Annotated in this window: 20 protein-coding genes; 14 read left to right on the forward strand and 6 right to left on the reverse strand. The window is 66.0% G+C overall.

Annotated features, from left to right (window positions below; genetic code table 11):
- Window positions 1-160: 160 nt before the first annotated feature.
- From bioB to FM111_RS14750, 6 genes are read left to right on the forward strand one after another with little or no spacing between them, the layout of a single operon-like run.
- Window positions 161-1159 (forward strand): biotin synthase BioB, encoded by a 999-nt coding sequence (bioB, locus tag FM111_RS14725; RefSeq protein ID WP_087141675.1) that lies wholly within the window; start codon window positions 161-163, stop codon window positions 1157-1159.
- Window positions 1156-2292: an 8-amino-7-oxononanoate synthase gene (locus tag FM111_RS14730; RefSeq protein WP_218779231.1), complete on the forward strand. Its 1137-nt coding sequence runs from the start codon at window positions 1156-1158 to the stop codon at window positions 2290-2292. Before bioB ends, FM111_RS14730 begins: the two co-directional genes overlap by 4 nt.
- Window positions 2289-2909, forward strand: a complete 621-nt coding sequence (bioD, locus tag FM111_RS14735) for a dethiobiotin synthase (RefSeq protein WP_087141676.1) — start codon at window positions 2289-2291, stop codon at window positions 2907-2909. Before FM111_RS14730 ends, bioD begins: the two co-directional genes overlap by 4 nt.
- Complete coding sequence (bioA, locus tag FM111_RS14740; RefSeq protein WP_087141677.1) at window positions 2909-4195, forward strand: adenosylmethionine--8-amino-7-oxononanoate transaminase; 1287 nt, start codon at window positions 2909-2911, stop codon at window positions 4193-4195. Before bioD ends, bioA begins: the two co-directional genes overlap by 1 nt.
- Complete coding sequence (locus FM111_RS14745; RefSeq protein ID WP_218779232.1) at window positions 4183-4809, forward strand: pimeloyl-ACP methyl esterase BioG family protein; 627 nt, start codon at window positions 4183-4185, stop codon at window positions 4807-4809. Before bioA ends, FM111_RS14745 begins: the two co-directional genes overlap by 13 nt.
- Window positions 4806-5549 (forward strand): methyltransferase domain-containing protein, encoded by a 744-nt coding sequence (locus FM111_RS14750; protein ID WP_087141678.1) that lies wholly within the window; start codon window positions 4806-4808, stop codon window positions 5547-5549. The genes FM111_RS14745 and FM111_RS14750 overlap by 4 nt, the downstream gene beginning before the upstream one ends.
- On the opposite strand, the gene FM111_RS14755 is transcribed toward FM111_RS14750, so the two are convergent.
- Complete coding sequence (locus FM111_RS14755) at window positions 5546-6151, reverse strand: GntR family transcriptional regulator (protein WP_087141679.1); 606 nt, start codon at window positions 6149-6151, stop codon at window positions 5546-5548. The two genes, FM111_RS14750 and FM111_RS14755, sit on opposite strands and share 4 nt — an antisense overlap.
- A gap of 480 nt (window positions 6152-6631) precedes the next feature.
- Here FM111_RS14755 and FM111_RS16275 point away from each other — a divergent pair, with 480 nt between their 5' ends.
- Window positions 6632-7066, forward strand: a complete 435-nt coding sequence (locus FM111_RS16275) for a hypothetical protein (protein WP_143276140.1) — start codon at window positions 6632-6634, stop codon at window positions 7064-7066.
- Between the two features lie 331 nt (window positions 7067-7397).
- Window positions 7398-7904, forward strand: a complete 507-nt coding sequence (locus tag FM111_RS14760; protein WP_179205123.1) for a helix-turn-helix transcriptional regulator — start codon at window positions 7398-7400, stop codon at window positions 7902-7904.
- Window positions 7905-7922: 18 nt separating this feature from the next.
- On the opposite strand, the gene FM111_RS14765 is transcribed toward FM111_RS14760, so the two are convergent.
- On the reverse strand, window positions 7923-8783 hold the full coding sequence (locus FM111_RS14765) for a hypothetical protein (protein WP_087141681.1): 861 nt from the start codon (window positions 8781-8783) through the stop codon (window positions 7923-7925).
- Window positions 8784-8989: 206 nt separating this feature from the next.
- On the opposite strand from FM111_RS14765, the gene FM111_RS14770 reads away from it, so the two are divergent.
- From FM111_RS14770 to FM111_RS14790, 5 genes are all read left to right on the forward strand, one after another.
- Complete coding sequence (locus tag FM111_RS14770; RefSeq protein ID WP_087141682.1) at window positions 8990-9520, forward strand: hypothetical protein; 531 nt, start codon at window positions 8990-8992, stop codon at window positions 9518-9520.
- Window positions 9521-9676: 156 nt separating this feature from the next.
- Window positions 9677-10438, forward strand: a complete 762-nt coding sequence (locus FM111_RS14775) for a spore coat protein U domain-containing protein (RefSeq protein ID WP_087141683.1) — start codon at window positions 9677-9679, stop codon at window positions 10436-10438.
- Window positions 10439-10580: 142 nt separating this feature from the next.
- Complete coding sequence (locus tag FM111_RS14780; RefSeq protein ID WP_003163694.1) at window positions 10581-11465, forward strand: hypothetical protein; 885 nt, start codon at window positions 10581-10583, stop codon at window positions 11463-11465.
- Window positions 11462-14131, forward strand: a complete 2670-nt coding sequence (locus FM111_RS14785; protein WP_087141684.1) for a fimbria/pilus outer membrane usher protein — start codon at window positions 11462-11464, stop codon at window positions 14129-14131. Before FM111_RS14780 ends, FM111_RS14785 begins: the two co-directional genes overlap by 4 nt.
- A gap of 2 nt (window positions 14132-14133) precedes the next feature.
- Complete coding sequence (locus FM111_RS14790; protein WP_087141685.1) at window positions 14134-15087, forward strand: hypothetical protein; 954 nt, start codon at window positions 14134-14136, stop codon at window positions 15085-15087.
- A 257-nt stretch (window positions 15088-15344) separates the two neighbouring features.
- Here FM111_RS14790 and FM111_RS16425 read toward each other — a convergent pair whose 3' ends face one another.
- From FM111_RS16425 to FM111_RS14805, 4 genes are all read right to left on the reverse strand, one after another.
- Window positions 15345-15521: a hypothetical protein gene (locus FM111_RS16425; RefSeq protein WP_179205124.1), complete on the reverse strand. Its 177-nt coding sequence runs from the start codon at window positions 15519-15521 to the stop codon at window positions 15345-15347.
- A gap of 1414 nt (window positions 15522-16935) precedes the next feature.
- Window positions 16936-17172 (reverse strand): helix-turn-helix domain-containing transcriptional regulator, encoded by a 237-nt coding sequence (locus tag FM111_RS14795; RefSeq protein ID WP_128115754.1) that lies wholly within the window; start codon window positions 17170-17172, stop codon window positions 16936-16938.
- A 17-nt stretch (window positions 17173-17189) separates the two neighbouring features.
- Window positions 17190-17486: an addiction module antidote protein gene (locus tag FM111_RS14800; protein ID WP_087141687.1), complete on the reverse strand. Its 297-nt coding sequence runs from the start codon at window positions 17484-17486 to the stop codon at window positions 17190-17192.
- Window positions 17487-17555: 69 nt separating this feature from the next.
- Window positions 17556-18380: a hypothetical protein gene (locus FM111_RS14805; RefSeq protein WP_087141688.1), complete on the reverse strand. Its 825-nt coding sequence runs from the start codon at window positions 18378-18380 to the stop codon at window positions 17556-17558.
- Window positions 18381-18454: 74 nt separating this feature from the next.
- Between FM111_RS14805 and FM111_RS14810 the strand changes: the two genes are divergently transcribed.
- Window positions 18455-18670, forward strand: coding sequence for a helix-turn-helix domain-containing protein (locus FM111_RS14810; RefSeq protein WP_087141689.1), 216 nt, complete (start codon window positions 18455-18457; stop codon window positions 18668-18670).
- The last annotated feature ends 127 nt before the right edge of the window (window positions 18671-18797 follow it).

Raw genomic sequence — 18797 nt, forward strand, 5'->3', positions numbered from 1 at the left:
ATGCACGCCCCCGAACCTCGAGCAATCCCCCCTGAGGCAACGATCAGACACATCCCCAAGGCTGCATAATTATATATAATAATTAACGTGTAGCCCAATCATAGCATTTAATATCTATTATTGGCCTGCGCACACTCCGGCGACAGCGATGGGGGCTTAAATGATAGATAGTGACAAGCAGAACACCCGCGCGATCTACAACGCGCCATTCATGGAGCTGCTATACCGCGCCCACACGGTGCACCGCGCCCAGTTCGAGCCCAGCACGATCCAGTGCTCCAAGCTGCTGTCCATCAAGACCGGCGGCTGCCCCGAGGACTGCTCCTACTGCTCGCAGTCGTCGCGCTACGACTCGGGGCTGTCGGCGTCCAAGATGATGGAAGTCCAGCGCGTGCTGGACGAGGCGCGCAAGGCCAAGGCCTCGGGCGCGACGCGCTACTGCATGGGCGCCGCCTGGCGCTCGCCCAAGGAGCGCGACATGCCGGGCGTCCTGGCCATGATCCGGGGCGTCAAGGACATGGGTCTGGAGACCTGCATGACCCTGGGCATGCTCAGCGACAATCAGGCGGCCAAGCTGCAGGCAGCGGGTCTGGACTACTACAACCACAACATCGACACCTCGGAACGCTACTATTCCGAGGTCATCACCAGCCGCACCTTCGCCGACCGGCTGAACACCCTGGACCGCGTCCGCGCGGCGGGGATCAACGTCTGCTCCGGCGGCATCGTCGGCATGGGCGAGACCGCCGACGACCGCATCGACATGCTGCGCACCCTGGCCTCGCTGGAAGAGCCGCCGGAGTCCGTGCCGATCAACATGCTGATGCCGATGAAGGGCACGCCGATGGCCGACATGGCCCCGCTGGACCCCATCGAGATGGTCCGCACCATCGCCACGGCCCGCATCCTGATGCCGCGCGCCTATGTCCGTCTGTCGGCTGGACGTTCGGAAATGAGCGACGAGCTTCAGGCCATGTGCTTCTTCGCGGGCGCCAACTCCATCTTTGTCGGCGACACCCTGCTGACCGCCGACAACCCCGGCGAGGACAAGGACGCCCTGCTCTTCAACAAGCTGAACCTGCACGCCGAGGCCGCTCCGGTCTGCTCCAAGCCCGCCCAGGGGCAGACCCAGCAGCATCCCCAAGAGCAGGCCGCGTGATCACCCACCCGCGCCATCGCGTCGGCCTGGACGCCCTGGCCGCGCGCGATCGGCTGCGGGCGCGGGCGCCAGCAGTCGGCATCGACTTCGCCTCCAACGACTATCTGGAGCTGGCCGGGTCCGACCTGCTGAAACAGGCCGCGCTCGACGCCCTGAACCGGGGCGTGCCGGTGGGCTCGTCGGGGTCGCGGCTGCTGCGCGGCAACCACCCGGAACACGAAGCCCTCGAGCGCGAAGCCGCCGCCTTCTTCGGCGCCGAGGCCGCCCTGTTCCTCGGTGGCGGCTTTCAGGGCAATCACGCGATTTTTTCCGCCCTGCCCATGCAGGGCGATCTGGTCCTGTACGACGCCCTGATCCACGCCAGCGCCCATGACGGGATGCGGCTGGGCCGAGCCGACACTCGCCCCTTCGCCCACAACCATGTCGCCGCCGCCGAGGCCGAGATCCTTTCCTGGCGTGCTAAGGGCGGAACGGGCCGCGTCTGGCTGGCCGTCGAGAGCCTCTATTCCATGGAGGGCGATCTCGCGCCGCTGGATCAGCTCGCGACCCTGGCGCGTCGCCACAACGCCGTCTTGGTGGTGGACGAGGCCCACGCCACCGGCCTATTCGGCGCACACGGCGCAGGTCGCGCACTGAGCCAGCCGCACGACCCGAACCTGCTGACCCTGCACACCTGCGGCAAGGGACTGGGGGCGGTGGGGGCCCTGATCTGCGGCGACGCGGTGCTGATCGAGACTCTGGTCAACAAGGCCCGCCCCTTCATCTTCGCCACCGCCCCTTCGCCGCTGGACGCCGCCATCGTGCGCGCCAGCCTGAGAGCTCTGCGTGACCGCCCCGACATCCGCGAGCGCGCCTGGACGCGCATCGCCCACGCCCACGCTGAGGCCCGCCGCCTGTGCGGGCTGCACGGCTTCGAAAGCCAGATCCTGCCCGTGCGCATCGGCGCCGACGGCGAGGCCGTGGCCCTGGCCCGGACGCTGCAATCGCGCGGCTATGACGTGCGCGCGGTCCGCCCGCCGACGGTGCCCAAGGGCACAGCCCGGCTGCGCATCTCGCTCACCGGCGCCGCGGATCAGGCCGCCGTCACGGGCCTGTTTGAAACCCTGTCAGACGTCGGATCAGCCTACCTATGAACACTGTCATCGTCACCGGAACCGACACCAGCATCGGCAAGACCGTCTTCAGCGCCGGGCTGACCCGCGCGCTGCGCGCCACCTATTGGAAGCCAGTCCAGTCCGGGCTGGAAGAAGTCACTGACAGCGAGACCGTGGCCCACCTGTCGGGCCGCCTCGTCCTACCCGAGGCCTACCGCCTGCAACTGCCCGCCTCGCCCCACCTGTCCGCCGAAGCTGAAGGCGTCGAGATCGACCTCGCCCGCCTGACCCCGCCCCCGGTCGAAGGCCCGCTGGTGATCGAAGGCGCCGGCGGGCTGATGGTGCCGCTCACACGGCAGCACCTCTTCCTCGACGTCATCGCCGCCTGGCGGGCTCCCGTGGTTCTGGTCGCGCGCACCAGCCTCGGCACCATCAACCACAGCCTGCTGTCGCTGGTGGCCCTGCGTTCCATGGGCTGCACCGTGGCAGGCGTCGCCTTCGTCGGTGACGAGATGGCCGACACCCGCCGCACCATCGCCGAGATGGGCCAGGTGCGCGACCTGGGCCGCCTGCCCTTCCTCGCCGACCTGACCCCCGACGCCCTGGCCGCCGCCTTCGAGGCCATCGACGTCGCGGCCATCCGCGAGCGCCTGTGATGGACGCGCTTCAGTTCGACCGCCGCCACCTGTGGCGCCCATATGCCGGAATGCGCGAGCCCGGTCCGGTTCACCATGTGGTCGAGGCCGAGGACGTCTGGCTGACCCTGGCGGACGGCACGCGCATGATCGACGCCATGTCCTCCTGGTGGTGCGCCACCCACGGCCATCGCCACCCGCAGATCGTCGCCGCCATGACGGCCCAGCTCAACCGCATGCCGCACGTCATGTTCGGCGGCCTGACCCACGCTCCGGCCATCGATCTGGGGCGGCGACTGGTCGCGATACTGCCCGAGGGTCTGAACCGCATCTTCTATTCCGACAGCGGCTCGGTGGCCGTCGAGGTGGCTCTGAAGATGGCGCTACAGGCCCAGGTGGCGCGCGGCTTTGCCGCCCGGACCGCCTTCGCCACCGTACGCGGCGGCTATCACGGCGACACCTGGAAGGCGATGAGCCTGTGCGACCCCGACACCGGCATGCATGGCCAGTATGGGCGCGCCCTGCAGCTCGAGCATTTCGTCGCCGCCCCGCCCATCCCCTTCGACGCCGACTGGGACGATGACCCCAGCCGAAACGGCCTGTCCGAGGTGGCGCAACTGCTTCAGGACCACGGCGACCGGATCGCCGCCTTCATCCTCGAGCCCGTGGTTCAAGGCGCAGGCGGGATGCGCTTCTACCACCCCGCCTATCTGACCGGGCTGCGCGCCCTGTGCGATGCGCACTGCGTCCTGCTGATCTTTGACGAGATCGCCACAGGCTTCGGTCGCACAGGCCGGATGTTCGCCATGGATTTCGTCGGCGTCGCTCCCGACATCCTCTGTCTGGGCAAGGCCCTGACCGGCGGCCACATCACCTTCGCCGCCACCGTGGCGCACGAAGCGGTGGCCGAGGCCATCTCGTCCGGATCGCCCGGCGTCCTGATGCACGGCCCCACCTTCATGGCCAATCCTCTGGCCTGCGCCGCCGCCAGCGCCAGCCTGGACCTGTTACAGGGCGACGGCTGGCGAGAAAAAGTCCGCCGCATCGAGAGCCAGCTTAAGTCCGAACTGGCCCCGGCCCGGTCGCTGGCGGGCGTGCAGGACGTCCGCGTCCTCGGCGCCATCGGCGTGCTCGAGATGAAGGCCCCGCTGGACACGCCCCGCGTCCACGCCTTCGCAAAAACCTCTGGCGTCTTCCTGCGGCCCTTCGGTCGCCTGCTCTACGCCATGCCGCCCTATGTGACCGAGCCCGACGAGCTGACGCGCATCACCTCCGCCATGCTGGACATCGCCGGATGGCGCGCATGAGAAGCCAGTGGCTACAACGAAACGGCGCCGAGAGCCTGATCGTCGTCTTCAGCGGCTGGGCCCTGGGCGCCGCGCCCTTCGCCCATCTGAGCGGCTCAGCCGACGTCCTGCTACTCAGCGACTTCCGCACCCTGGACTTCGACCTTGAGCCGCTGCGCCCCTACGCCCGACGCAGTCTGACCGCCTATTCCTTCGGCGTCGCGGCGGCGGGCCATGCCCTAACCTCGACGGACCTGAAGTTCGACCGCAAGGTCGCGGTCTGCGGCTCATTGCATCCCAGCGACGAGCGGCTCGGCATCCCGCCCGAGCGGGTGCGCCAGACCGCCGACAACCTGTCGGAGACCAGCCTGCGCCAGTTCGCCCGCCGCGCTGGCAGCCCAGCGCCAGAAAGCTCCGACATCCCGGCCTTGAGAGACGAACTCCTCGCCGTCATCGACCGCGGCCCCGCCCCCGATCCCGGCTTTGACCGCCTCTGGTTGGCCCGGGCCGACCGCATCTTCCCGCCTGAAAACCTAGAAGCCGCCTGGCGCGATCAGGCGGACCGCGTGCGCTGGCTGGCAACCGGCCACAACCCCTTCCCCGCCTTCACCGACTGGCGCGACCTCCTAGCATGAACGCAGCCGCTCGCGTTCAGCGCAGCTTCCGTCGCGGCTTCGCCACCTATGACGACAGCGCCCTGGTCCAGAAGCTGATCGCCCGAGGCCTGACCCGTCGCTTGCTGCATCACGCCGCCGACGCTCGCTTCGCCCGTATCTTCGAGGCCGGATACGGCACGGGCCAACTGACCCGTCTCCTGTTGCAGCATCTGCCGATCGAGACCCTGCACCTGAACGACCTCGCGGCGGCGCCCCTGCCCTTCGCTCCGACCGCCGACTATCGCCCCGGCGACATCGAGACCCTGCCCCTGCCCGACGACCTCGACCTGGCGATCTCGGCCTCGATGATTCAGTGGATCGCCGACCCGCAGACCCTGATCCAGCGCCTGTGCGATGCGGTCAGACCCGGCGGCTGGCTGGCCCTGACAGGCTTCGGTCCCTATCACTTCCCCGAGCTTCAGGCTCTAGGCAGCCAGGCCGCCGCCCCCTCACTGTTGTCGGCGGACGCCATGGCTGACCTGCTGCCGCCCCGCTGGACCGTCCACGAAGCGGGGTCGCATAGCCGCGCCCTGTGGTTCGCTTCACCGCGCGAGATGCTGCGTCATCTACGGGACACGGGCGTCAACGGCCGCGCCAGTCGTCCTTGGACCCGGCGCGATCTCGAAGCCTTCTGCCAGACCTACGACCAGAGCTTTGGCCGCTCCGACCGCGTACCTCTGACCTATCAACCTGCCTGGCTGATCGCCCGAAAGACCTAGACCGCTCTGGAAAGGTGGCGCTCGAAAGTGGCCACCGCCGCCTTCACGTCGCGCGTACGGATCGCCGCCATCAGGGCGTGGTGGTCATGATCAGGCCGTGGCTTCCACCGGTCCTTGTACTGGACCAGCATATGGCGCGAGCCGTGCAGTTGCAGATTGCCGACCTCTTCCAGCAGGCGCGGCATGCCGCAGGCGGCCATGGTCCCCAGATGGAAGGCGCGATTGGCCGCCTCCCAGTCGTAGACGTTATCCGCTTGATCGCAAACCAGACGCAGAGCCTCCAACCGCCCGATCTCGTCTTGGGTCAGGTTAGGCACCGAGTGCAGCAGGGCCAGCGGCTCCAGCGCCGCCCGCATCAGCTTCACCTCGCGTTGCGCCGCCTGATCCAGAGGCGCGACCCGCACCCCAACATTCGGCCGGCTGACCGCCAGCCCCCGGGCCACCAGACGCAGAAACGCCTCGCGTACCGGCACATGGCTGACCTGAAACTCCTCGGCGATATGGTCCTGTCGCAGCTTAGCGTCCGGCGCGAGATCCCCGCGCACGATCCGAACCAGAAGCTCGTCGGCGATGCCGTCCGGTGAAACGCTGGGATTTTTGATGGCGGGTCAGTCCTGAAGGTTTAATTATCTATAATCAAGAAAGCTCTGTCTATCAACGATTTCACAGGCCGCGCAAGCCGAGCGACTTCCCAAGCTCAGGGCCCGGACACCCTCGATCGCTAGTTAGAGCCAGGTTCGGGCGACGTGACGCCACTTGGGCGACCGACCCGGAAGCGGACATACTGAACCGCTGGATTGAGTCAGGCGCAGCCTTTACGTTCATCGATCGGCTAATGGCTCATGTTGACTCACTTCTGGCGTTCGGAAAGTCTGTTTTGCGCGCTGCCCCGAGCGCTACCGCGTTGGGTCTGCTCCTGACATCAGAGACGTTCGGATGGCCGGCTCAGGGCCGGTGAACTGACAGCGGAAGAGTGAATTACGATTCATAATATCGCTTAGGCATGCGCTAAGCTTATCTGATCGGCAGACGTTAAGAGCGCGCCCTTATGGTCTTGTGGCAATCAAGAGCATGAGGACGCCATGACCGAATTGATGCGGGTGCGCCGCTGTGCGCTTCTTGTCGCCGTCGCCGCCGGCCTGACAGCCTTCGCTTCGCCGCAGATCGCTGCGGCAGGCCCTAGAGCGGGGGGTTCCTACCAACTGCGCGCTGTCGTACCCGTCGCCTGCTGGGTGCGGCCCGACACCACCGTCGTTGCGGAGACCGGCCGGACAGGGTCCGTTATCGAGGCCTGCAACAGCCCCGGAGGCTTCACCGTATCCGCCGCTTATCGTCCGCTCAAGGCCACAGAGACTGCACGCATGACCTATGGAGAGCGATCGCTGAACCTGACGAAGACCGGCAACTTGGAATTGCGCCGCTCCAATATGGCGGCCATCCGCACCATCGCCTACCGCTTCGACGAGGTGCAGTTGGACGAACCTCTGGTCCTGGCCCTGACGATCCAGCCGATATAGCCAAGGTTTTCGGTTCAGACGTGACAAAGCCCCCGCCGACGCCTCGGCGGGGGCTTTGTCATTTTACGCGCCGCGGCCTCACCGAAGCTCATCACAGGACACCGATCAAGGTTCAAACCTTACAGTTAACACCCCCAAATTTTACATGATGGCGCCGTTCGCCGATCGCGATAATATCAACGAGCTAGACGGGGCTACGGCCCTAGATTGCCGATGGGGAGGGAACGGGGTGGGCCTTCAGGGAACGACAGAGGCGCGTCGATTCGACATTGAATCGATCAATGAGGCCGCCTGCTCAGAAGCCTGGAGCAAGAGCTGCAGCCGTGCGGCCATGATCATCACGCCCAGCCTGCACCTTCTGTGGAGCAATGAAGAAGGGCGCCGGCTTCTCGCCATCGACCGCGATCTGGGAGAAGTCGGGGGCCGCTTGAGCTTCGCCCAGCGCACCGGTCTGTTCGCCTTCGCCGCCTTTCTTGAGAACCTGGGCGACGAGCCTCGGGCCTGGGTTCTGGCTCGACGCGACGGCGGCGGGGATTGCCTGATCATCCGGGCGGTGCGGATCGCACTGGGCGACGCCCAAGCGGTCATCCTGGCCTTCAGCGACACTGCGGGATCGCGCCGCCTGTGGGCCGACTTCGGTCCCGCGCTCGATCTCACCTCGGCGGAAACCACTCTGCTGAAGCGGCTGGTCGACGGGGCCACGATTACAGAAGCCGCGCAGGACCTCGGCGTCAGCCTGGAAACCGCCCGAACGCACGTCAAACGCGCCTACGCCAAGCTGGGCGTCAGCAGCCGCGAGGAAATGTTCGCCAAGATATCGCCCTTCCGACTGTCCTGACCCGCCTGCGGCTGGCGATCAAACGGCGGGACACTGCGGCGCCGGATCACGCTGGATGCGCACCACCTCATCCGACCGCTGCTCGCCCGCGCGTATCGCGATCGTGCGGCTGACCTCGGACACCCACCCGTCCGCGACATGGAGGGTGGCGCGGACATCGCGCTTCATGCTGTTCGCAGTCCCGGTCGAGCCAGGCGTTTCGGCGCTGAACGAGCGCGTGAGCAGCAGGCCGCATCCATCGGCGGTGCGCGCAGCCGATTGCACGCCGGATCGCGCCGCCTGGTCCGTATTCTGAAGCGGCTGCTCGACACGGCCTTCCGGCAGAGGCTGTCGGGGCTGCATTTCTGCCAGCAAGGCAACATCGCTCAGCAGCAGGGACAGCAGGTCCTCCGGCGGCAAGCGGTCCAGCCCCGCCGCCAGAACGTCCGCCTGTTCCTGTTGCAGGCCCAGTTCGCTCAGACGCATGCGGTACGCCTCCCGCACGGCGGGCCAGTCCGCAAAAGCCACGGGTCGTCCAGAGGCGTCAGCGGCGACGACTACATCCAAGCCGACCCAGGCCTGAAGAAGCCGCTCCAGACCGGGATCGCGGCTGTCGGTCAGGGATGCTTCCAGCAACCGAAACCGGAGGGTCATCCGTTCGGTCGAGGCCGCCAGGGTCTCCAGCTCGAACTTCTGGCGGTTGACCTGACGCGCCTCGCCGCCTTCGGCGTAGGACGTCAGCTCGGTCTCGCTGACGAACACGCGCAGATCGCCGACGGCGTCGGGTCGGCGCTGAACCTCAAGGGCCGGGATCGAGGCGTCGGCAGGCCCGGCGGCGGCCGGCGGGTTCTGAGAGACGGCCTGCGCCAGGACGTAAAGGGCCGCGAAAAGCATCTTCATGTCAGGCTCCCCGACGACCTCGACACGAGGCGGGGTCGCCCCAATTCGCCCACGCGGCGAATTTCATCGAATAATCATGAAATTAACTATTTTTTCTTCGAGCGCGTACCCCAAATGGGGGACGATTAACAAAAGCCTAACGTGCTCCTTAGCCCTCGAACGAGGGAGCGGCGACATACGCCGGGGAGCAGATGCGAACAGCCTGTTTGCTTGCAGCCGCGCTGCTGGCCGCAGCCGGAACGGCGGCCGAAGCCGCCGACGCCGGGCGCAAGTCCCTGGTGCTGGAAGCCGTGGGCCGGATTTCGCCGCGGTGCGACATCGGAGCCTTGGGCGGCGTCGACTTCGGCGACCTGCGGCGCAGCGGACTGGCCGTCGAGACGCGCTTCGGCCTGAGCTGCAACGTTCCCTTCGACATCAATCTGCGCTCCGCCAACGGCGGACTGGCGCATGAAACCCTGCCGCGCGGGCAAGGCCCGTACAGCGGCCTGGCGGCCTATCGCCTGGCCATCAACGTGCCCCTGGAAAGCGGAACCCCCGGCCGCGGCGGACGCGGCGGCGCGGCGACCGGCGACTTCACCAGCCGGCAGTTGCAGGCGGGACAGGTGATCTCGAGCCGAGGCGGCGTCGCCTTCGACGGCGGCCGCCTGAACATCGAGATGATGGAGCCCGAAGGCGCCGGCCTGCTGGCCGGACGCTACTGGGAAACCGTGGAGATCAGCCTCGTGCCGAGGCTGTAGAGACCGGCGATGAACGCGAAGCACATCGAGCGTCGAGCGGATGCCTGGCGCCCCCGTGGGGCAGCTGAGCGGACTGTGCGGAAGCTCGGCGCGTGCGGCGCGGCCAAAGCGGGTGTGACCGGCGCAATCCTGCGCACTTCTTGGAGGAAGACTGAAATGAAAGCCTATCAACTGATCGCCGGCGTCGCTGCGCTGGCCCTCTCCGCGAACGCCGCTTCGGCCGGCAGCTTCAGCCAGAGCGCGGCTCACCTGCCGATCATCGGCAGCATCAGCGGCTCGGGCCAGGGCTCGGCCATCGCCGGCCAGAGCGCCAACGCCCTGTCGACCTTCTTCGGCGGCGAGGAAGTCGCGTCGTGGATCTCGGCCTCGGGCAGCGTCGCCAACAACATCGGCACCGCCGGCAACGCCCAAGCCAGCTTCACCCTGCGCGGCGAAGTCTCGCAGGACTGCTCCTTCTACTCGGGCAACATCAACACCGTTCTGAACTTCGGCCAGATCGGCATCAACACCCTGGACAACGGCGGCGTTGACGACGCCTTCGACATGGTCAGCGCGGCCAACGCCTCGATCGAGACCAACACCGCGGGCTGCAACACCCGCAACGAAGTGCGCATCACCAAGGCCAACGGCGTCGCCGGCATGAAGTCGAACTACGCCGGCGCCTTCGACGGCGCCCAGTTCCAGGCCAACCTGCCGTACAAGGTGGATGCGACCTGGACCGGCGTTCCCGCCGGCGCCGGTTCGGCGACCGCCTCGACGCAGACGCTGACGGTCGACACCACCGAAGCCGGCGACCTGAAGGTCCAAGGCGCCTGGAAGTCGCACTTCAACGTCAACATCAACGTGCCGGTCCCGAGCAAGTCGCTGGTCTCGGGCACCTATCAGGACACCCTGACGATCGAACTGGCCGCCATCTAAAACGGCCCGGCAAGATGCGAAGAAGCCCGCCCGCCCAGTCGGGCGGGCTTCGAGCATCAGAAGGACGTCATTTGCGTATCAGCGGCACGAATTCTGCATGACCTCGGTACACGAGCCTGCAGGCTGAGGGGGGAAGATCAATATGGGACTAGGGCTGAAACAGCGGGCCGCGCCTCGCGTCGAACGACAGAAAAAGAAGTCCCGCATCGGACTGGTCCTGGCCGCCACCCTGTTCCTGGGGATCACCGCCACCGCCGTCGAGGCGATGCGCGTCTCGCCCATGGTCGCGGAAATCTCGTCGCGCGGCGCCGGATCTTCCGCCCGGATCGAGGTGCAGAACCTGGCCGCCAAGGCTCTGCCCTATGAAACGCGCATCACGCGCATCTCCTTCGACGAGAACGGCAAGCTTGTGGAAACCCCGGCCGATGAGGACTTCCTGGTCTTCCCGCCGCAGGGCGTCGTGCCCGTGCGCGGACGCCAGGTGATCCGGGTCCAGTGGGTCGGCGACCCCGACATCGACGTGTCGCGCGCCTATTACGTCGGCATCCGCCAGCTTCCCGTCGAACTGGAGGAAGGCGCAAGCGGCGACCTCGCCGCCCAGGTGCAGGTCGTCTACCATATGAAGTCGCTGGTCACCGTCGCCCCTCCGGGCGCAACGGCCGACGTCTCGGTCGTCAGCGCCCGCGCGATTGAAATCGACGCCGCCCCGGCCGCCCCCGTCATCGACGAAAGCGTCGGCGGCACCGGCGAGGCCGCCCCGACGCCGAACGCCGCCAAGGTTCCCGGCGTCGAGGTCCGCGTGCGCAACGCCGGCCGCCGCTACGCCCTGATGAGCGGCGCAACCTGGTGGGTCGAGGGGCGTGGTCCCGACGGCGCGCGCACCGAAATCCGCCTGGACGCCTCGACTGTCAACGAGGCCGTCGGCGCCGGCTATCTCGAGCCCCTGAAGGGCGATCGGACCTTCTACCTGCCCACCAGCGTCGCCTTCTCGCCGGATGCGCCGATCAAGGTGCGCTTCAGCCAATGAAGCCTCGGCTAGTCCCTACGGCGATCCTGGCCTCGGTTCTGGTCTCGAACGGCGCAGCGCCCGCCAGCGCGGCGTCGCTGAGCGAAGACGCGCCCATCATCACGGCGCCGCCTCGGTTCGAAGAGCCGCCGCAGGCGCAGACCCCGGCGCAAGTTCAGGTCCAACCTCTGCAGAACTCGCCGCCGGGCGCCGCCCAGCCCGCCGCCCAGACCGCCGCCCAGACCGCCGCCCCGCCGGCAGCGGTCGTGCGTCCTGACATCAATCCCTACAACCGCGACATCACCCTGACCGCGCCGCTGACGTTCAACCGGCGGCCTCTGGGCGAAGTTCCTGTGACCCTGACGCGCGATGATCGCTTCATCGTCGATTCAGCAGGCTTCCTCGAACTGATCACGCCCCTGCTCACCGACGAGGCCGCTGCGGCGCTCACGGCGCGACTGGCCGGCCAACAGGGTTTCGAAGGCGAGGAATTGGCCGCTCAAGGGGTGTCGCTCGAATACGACCCCACAGCCCTGTCGCTGCTGGTGGTGCGCATCGCCCCTAATCTTCGACGCCTGGAAGTCCTGTTCGAGCGCGGCGGCCCCGAGGCGGAAGGCCTGGCGCCCCTGCCCTTCTCCGCCTTCCTGAACGCGGCGACATCGTGGAGCTATCGCCACGCGACCGGCGACGCCCCTGCGCCGAACGTCTATCTGAACGGCGCCGGCCGCTGGCGCGGCCTGGTTCTGGAGGCCGAGGTTCAGGGCCGCGAGACCCTGGGGTCCGGCGACTATGAATGGCTGCGGCGCTACGCCCGTTTCGTCTACGACCAGCCCCAGGAATACCGCCGCTGGACCGTCGGCGATCTCAACCCCGAGTTCCGCGGTCTGCAGGGCTATGCCGACGTGGGCGGCGTCGGCGTGACGCGCCAGCGGCGCCGCTTCGATCCCTATCGTCCGAACGTGTTCCGCCAGGACCGGCAGCTGCTGCTGCAGAGCGAGTCCACGGTGCGTATCCTGCGCAACGGCGCCCTGGTGCGCGAACTGCGCCTGGACCCCGGCCAGTACGACCTGTCCAACCTGCCGGTGCAGACCGGGAGCAACGACCTGGAAGTCGTCGTGGTCGACGGATCGGGCGCTTCCCAATCCTATCGCTACAGCGCCTATATCGACTCGATCGACCTCGATCCCGGCGAGTACGAATACGGCGGATATCTCGGGGTGGCCGGACGTCCCAGCTTCGGCCAGCCGGACTATTCGGACGGCGACCTCGCCTTCACGGGCTACTGGCGCAAGGCCTTCATTGACAAACCCGCCCTGGGCGTCGGCCTGCAGGCCAGCGAACGGGTCCAGATGGCCAACGCCCAGACCCAGTTCATCCTGCGCAACGGCTCTCGCCTGAACTTCCAGGTCGGCGCCAGCAACAGCGACACGGCCGGGGGCGGCTACGCCCTTGTCGCAGCCTATGATTTCTATATCGACCGCCCCACGACATCGGACTTCTTCACGGTTCAGTTCGAACATGTGTCGGAAGGCTTTGCGACGCTTTCGGACCCGGACGCCTCCAACCCCATCGCCTGGCAGGCCTACGGCCAGTACTCGCGCGTCTTCTCCGACCGCCTCTACGGCAGCGTGGGCCTGGCCTACAACAAGTCGCGGGATAGCGCGGGCCTGGGCGATTCCTTCCGCTCGGACCTGACGGCCAACTACGCCATCAACCGTCAGTGGAGCGCTCAGGCGGGGGTGAACTACCTCAAGTACGAAGACACGCCCGGCGGCCGCCGCGACCGCGACGGCTGGGGCTTCACCTTCGCCCTGACCTGGCGGCCGTCCAGCGATGTGCGCGCCGACGCGCGCTACGATTCCAACCTGAACAGCGCCTCCGCCTCCTTCTACAAGATCCCGGAGAATCTGGCCGGTTCGATCGGCTATTCCGCCATCGCCACCTATGACGACGGTCCCGCCAGCCTTCTGGGCGGCGTCGACTATGTCGGCAACCGCTTCAACGCCTCGATCTCGCACGCCGGATACGGTCAGAACTTCGGCTCGATCAGCGACCAGCAGGTCACGACCGCCAGCGTCTCTACCGCCATCGCCTTCGCGGGCGGCAAGGCCGCCATCGGCCGGCGCGTCGCCGACAGCTTCGCCATCCTGTACGGCCACCCGAGCCTGGAAGATCGTCCGGTCATCGCCGGCGAAGTCCTGCGCGACGGCCGCTACTCGGCCGCCAGCGGGCCCCTGGGTCCGGTGCTCTATCCCTACCTGGGGTCGTATGTGAACGATTCCGTCTACTACGACGTCATCGACGCGCCCGCCGGCTATGACATCGGCGAGGGCGTAAAGCGGGTGCGGCCGGCCTATCGCAGCGGCTACGCCTTCGAGATCGGTTCGGACGCCTTCGTCAGCGCCGTGGGCTCCGTCACCGGGCGCGGAGCCGCGGGCCCGGCGCCGTTGTCGCTGATCGGCGGGCGCGTGATCGCCCTGGACGAACCCGACGCCGCTTCCCAGCCCTTCTTCACCAACAGCGTCGGCCGCTTCGCCGTCCAGGGGCTGAAGCCGGGCGGGCGCTATCGCGTCGAACTCTTCACTGACCCCAGGGGCGGCTTCGACTTCACCGTCCCGGCCGACAACGACGGCCTTTACAATCTTCGCGTCGTCCACGTCGACATCGCTGCGCCTGAAGGAGATTGAGCATGAGCGTTCTTCAAAAACGTGCGTCGTCCGCCTTCGCCGGCATGGCGCTGATCGCGTCGCTCGCGGCAGCCGGAGCCGCCACGGCGCAGGCGTCGCGGCCCGCCGCTCCCGGCTGCCAGGTGCGGATCGAGCCGCAGCAGGCGCGGTGGGAGATCCGCGGCTATGATCCCTATGGCGACGATGCGGCCTTCGCCACTTTCGACATCGCCTGGTCCAACGACGGCGCGGCCCCCTGCGAGGGCGAGGTGGAAGTCACCACCGTAGGCCAGCCGTTCGGCTTGCGGCCGACCACCGGACCGAGCGGCCGCTGGTCCACCCTGCCCTACAGCCTGACGGACGAGTTTTCGGCGGCGAACCTGACCCCGGTCGCGGGCCGATCCCAAGCCCGCCCAGGCGGCGCGGCCTTGGCGCTTCAGCCGGGCGCGCGCGTCCTGCGCCGCTATCGTCTTGAAGTCGATGTCGATCAACTCAGCCAGGACGGCCTGTTCGAACAGCCGGTGCAATTCGCCTTCCGCACCATGGACAACCGCATTTCAGCGGACAAGCTGCTGGTGCTTGCGCTCAACGTCCAGCCGTCGGCCGTCATGGGCCTGCGCGGCGCATTCACCCGCACGGACGGCGGCGGCCGGATCGAACTGGGCGAACTAGCCGAAGGCGGGACCAATCTGCCGCTGCAGGTGTGGGTCAAGAGCACCGGCGGCTATCGCGTCGCGGTGTCGTCGCGCAACAAGGGCCGCTTGGTGCTGGCCGAGGACTCGTCCTGGTGGGTGCCCTATCGCCTGAGCCTGGGCAACCGTCCCATCAATCTGGGCACGGGCGGCCAGGTGGAAAGCCGCAAGGGCACCGGCCTGGGCGAAGACGCCTATGACCTGCAACTGCAGGTGGGCGAGACCGCGCGCCGCCGGGCCGGCCTCTACTCTGACCTTATCGAATTGACCGTGGCGCCGATCTAGATGTTCGATCCCAACATCTGGTGGATCGGATTGAGGATGAATCAGTCTGGCTCTAGCCATCATCGAGCGGCCGCATGGGATCTGCTCCTTGACTCTCGCGCGGACCACGGGCCGAGGAACCAGTGTGATGTGCAGGACCTTTGTCGAGCGGGACCAGATCGAGCGGGGCTTCGAGGATGTAGCAACTGTGCAGACCACGATAAGGCTGCATACGCGTATGTTCAGCGCTCTTCATGAGACTGTTTTCCGAACGCCGCTCACTGATTGTGGGTCTGGCGTTTCAGCCTTAAGCAGATCATGCGGCGGGCCCCGTCGACGATGACCTTGCCTGTTAGACCCGACACCTGCTCCAGGCGGCGGCGTTCGCGGTTCTCCATCGCGCGATCCGCCAGCTCGGAATCCTTAGCCAGATAATGCTTCAGCGTGTGATGCACCGTTGTCAGGCTTCCCTCGTAGACTGCACCCAGGTCCCAAACGAAACAGAGTCAGTAAAGCGAACTGGACCGCCTTTCATATTTAAGGCGTTGGGATGAACGCCGCCGGTCGCCTGCGCGGTTTCGGCTTCGCGATCCAACTGCCCCCGAAGCCACGCCAATAGTGTCGGCAATGAGATGCGAATGCGCTGGATCGCATTTCCAGCGCCAGCCTAGGAGCGGACCTGCAGAAGATCAGCTATGAGTCAAAAGCGGCTTTCCAACATCTGGTCGCTTCCTTGATCACCTCGCGGAGTACGTCTCCTCTTGAACGGCCGCCCGTGTCGCTTCATAGGTTGAATACGGTTTCGGCCGTTGGGCTACGTCCCCCGCCCCTTCGGGGGCCAACCACGCCGATAAAGACCTTCTGGGTCCTCGCTCTGGAATAGACGTGTCACCGAAATCCATAAGCGTCGCTTGGACAGGCCCATTGGCGCCCGGGCTTCCCTTCCAGCTGCCTCAGAGTTCCCTACGCCTTTATCGCCCACCGAGTTCTCGGGTCCGAACTTCAACTCAACACGGGTCGATGACTTGATCCATCGGTCGATACGGCGAGGGTTCCTCGTTCGGCATCCCGCCAGTGACGCGCTCGTTCACCGATCATCATCGGCCAGGAAGGCCATGAATATGGTCGCCAGTCTCTCATCCATGGGAAGACCGACCGAGAAATTGAACGGCCGTTCCCCGAGAGGGCCGAACACGTGAAGAGCGACCTGGGCTGCAAGGTCACGGACCCGCGCGAACTGATCATTGCCCAACTGCTTTCTGGCGCAGCGCCGTAAGGAGCGCTACGGTCAGCATGGCCTGATAGTCGGCCTGCTGGGCTACCCAGTCTTTTCGATCGACAGATAGGGTCTCGATGGCCACATCGAGAACCCGTCCGATAGGCCTGCCGGTTGTGCGGGAAAGCTCGCTAAGCCGAGCTTTTGTCTTCGGCTAAACATGGCCCGGTGATCCTGGGCAGTTTCGTCGCCATACAAATCCGGGACTCGGGAGGTGTGCACGTCGACGTGCACACCCTAAGATGCTGGTTCCATGGCATAAACGGCGATTTCGCCCCCTGTGACACCGTCGACGTGCCTACCCATTCGTAATTAATTTATCCAATAATTTCAATCCACTACAAGAACCGCAGGTGTGCGTAATGTGTGCACCTCCCGCGGGAGGTTTCTGAACGCGTCCCCTCCAGGGCGATCGGCGCGAAAATGCACAGGGTCTCGGACCTACCAAAAGGCAGCACAAACCTCTAGGCCGCAAGGGCGTAAACCGAGCCTGACGCCCTTGGCGACACCGCCTTCCAGAGGACCACACGCTGCGTTTCAACGCAGAAATTCGGCCCGCGCCCCGAGATGAAATCTTGCGCGTCGACGACCGTTCAGACCGTGCTTACGCGCATCTCCAAACCGACCTCGTGCAGGAGGCCGACGAAGGCCGCCAGAGAGAGGCGTTGGCCGCCCTTAGATCGGAGGATGACGCCCAGGGCGCTCGTCAATTCCTCAGGCCCCTCCCCTTCCGCCGCAGCGAGCTTGAGATAGGCCGCGACATCGGCCGGTGTCTCGATGTAGTTCGCGGCGTCGAACTCTCGGGTCTCCAGCAGGCTCGATGGGATCATGATCATCTCCGGAATGCTCAGTTCGTGGACTGGAAACTCACCCGCACACCGACCGCACGGGCGATGTTCAGAACAGTTGCGAACGACGGGTCGGCGCCCTCCGCCAGGGCCTCGTGAAGGGCCTCCTCGGACAGGCCGGCGCCGGCCGCGACGATCGACGCCCCGCGCGCTCGCACCGCGACGCGAAACGCCCGAGTGATTTCTCCAGCGTCATGGTCCATGTCATCGGCGACGACCTGAATGTAGGCGGCGATGCGTTCAGAGCTCGTGAGCACCTCGGCGGGATCAAACTCGCGAATACCCAGGTCAGCCATGCGGTACCTCCATGCCTATCGAGAGCAGCATCCAGACGACACCGCTCGCGGTCTCGAGACGTGTGGCCGTCACTTGATGACCACCAACCTATCACGCCCCTTGATCACAGGCCGCATCGTGACGTGTGGACGAGCGCGCATCGCCTGAAGACGAGACCCGGTCGAGACCGGGTGGCGTTCGGCGAACAGGACCGGATATTCGCACGTTCGACCAAGCAGTCCAGTCAAGCCGTCATGGATCGCTTCCAGTTCGACGACCTCGAGTTCGAACGCCGACAAATGATCGACAACCTCATGGGCATTGAATGGCGGCTTGAAGCGCCGGTTCTCTTCAAACCTGCACCATCGCGCTTGCAGCATGACCAGCCATTTACGCCCTCCAACCGGCAACCTGGCTTCAGCCTGGGAGAGATAGGTGTCGATCACCTCGTCGGCCTCGACCATCGCCTCCAACCGACGACGGACGTGGGACACACGCCAAAACCTGTCCAGACGCGCACCGAGGTCGCCATCCCCCCCATTGAGAAGCGGTTCGAGACTCAGTTCAACATCCCCGCTCAGGTAGAGATCCAGATCGTCCACCCTGACGAAGCCGATGAGCTGACGCAGCCCCTCATGAACGTGCACCGCATCGAGACCTGTCAGGTCTTCGAGGTGAGCATCCAGGGTCGCGACGATGTAGGGCGCCTGAGACCATCGGCTGATCGGACGCTGCTGCCAGAGCATGAGGAGCACCTGCAGGACCTGGGCGCCTTCGACACCCAGACCCAGCGCTACAGCCCGGCGAATAGCGTCCAGAGAGGCGAGTTGCAGCAACGTCTGCAGGTCGGCGTCAGCCAGATGGCTATCCTCACCGATCACGCTGTCCAACAGATTGCCGGCCGTATTCGTCATGGTCTTTGCCTCGGAACTCAAAATCACACTGATAGTGTGTAGATGAGAGCAAAGCTCGGCCGCAAGTCGAGGGGGTGGAAAGTGATCCTGACCTTCTCGCCTTCGGCCAGGCTGTCCGGCAGCTGCGGCTGGCGCGCGACCTCAGTCAGGAAGAATTGGCCCACCGCTCAGGCCTGCACCGGAACTACATCGGCGGCATCGAACGCGGTGAGCGCAATGTCGGCGTGAAAGCCGTCTTCGCCCTGGCCCGCGGCCTGGGTTGTGCGCCGCGTGATTTTTTCGGCGCCTGACGAGGGTTTCCACGTAAAACAGCATCAACCACTCATTAACCCAGCCGCGACCAGCCTAGGCGGGCAGTAAGACCGATCCCTGCATCCCCTTACCCAAAGGATGCAGGAAAATGAGTATTGATAAGAC

Origin of the sequence: Brevundimonas diminuta 3F5N (assembly GCF_900163625.1) — a bacterium.
Taxonomy (GTDB): Bacteria; Pseudomonadota; Alphaproteobacteria; order Caulobacterales; family Caulobacteraceae; genus Brevundimonas; species Brevundimonas diminuta_A.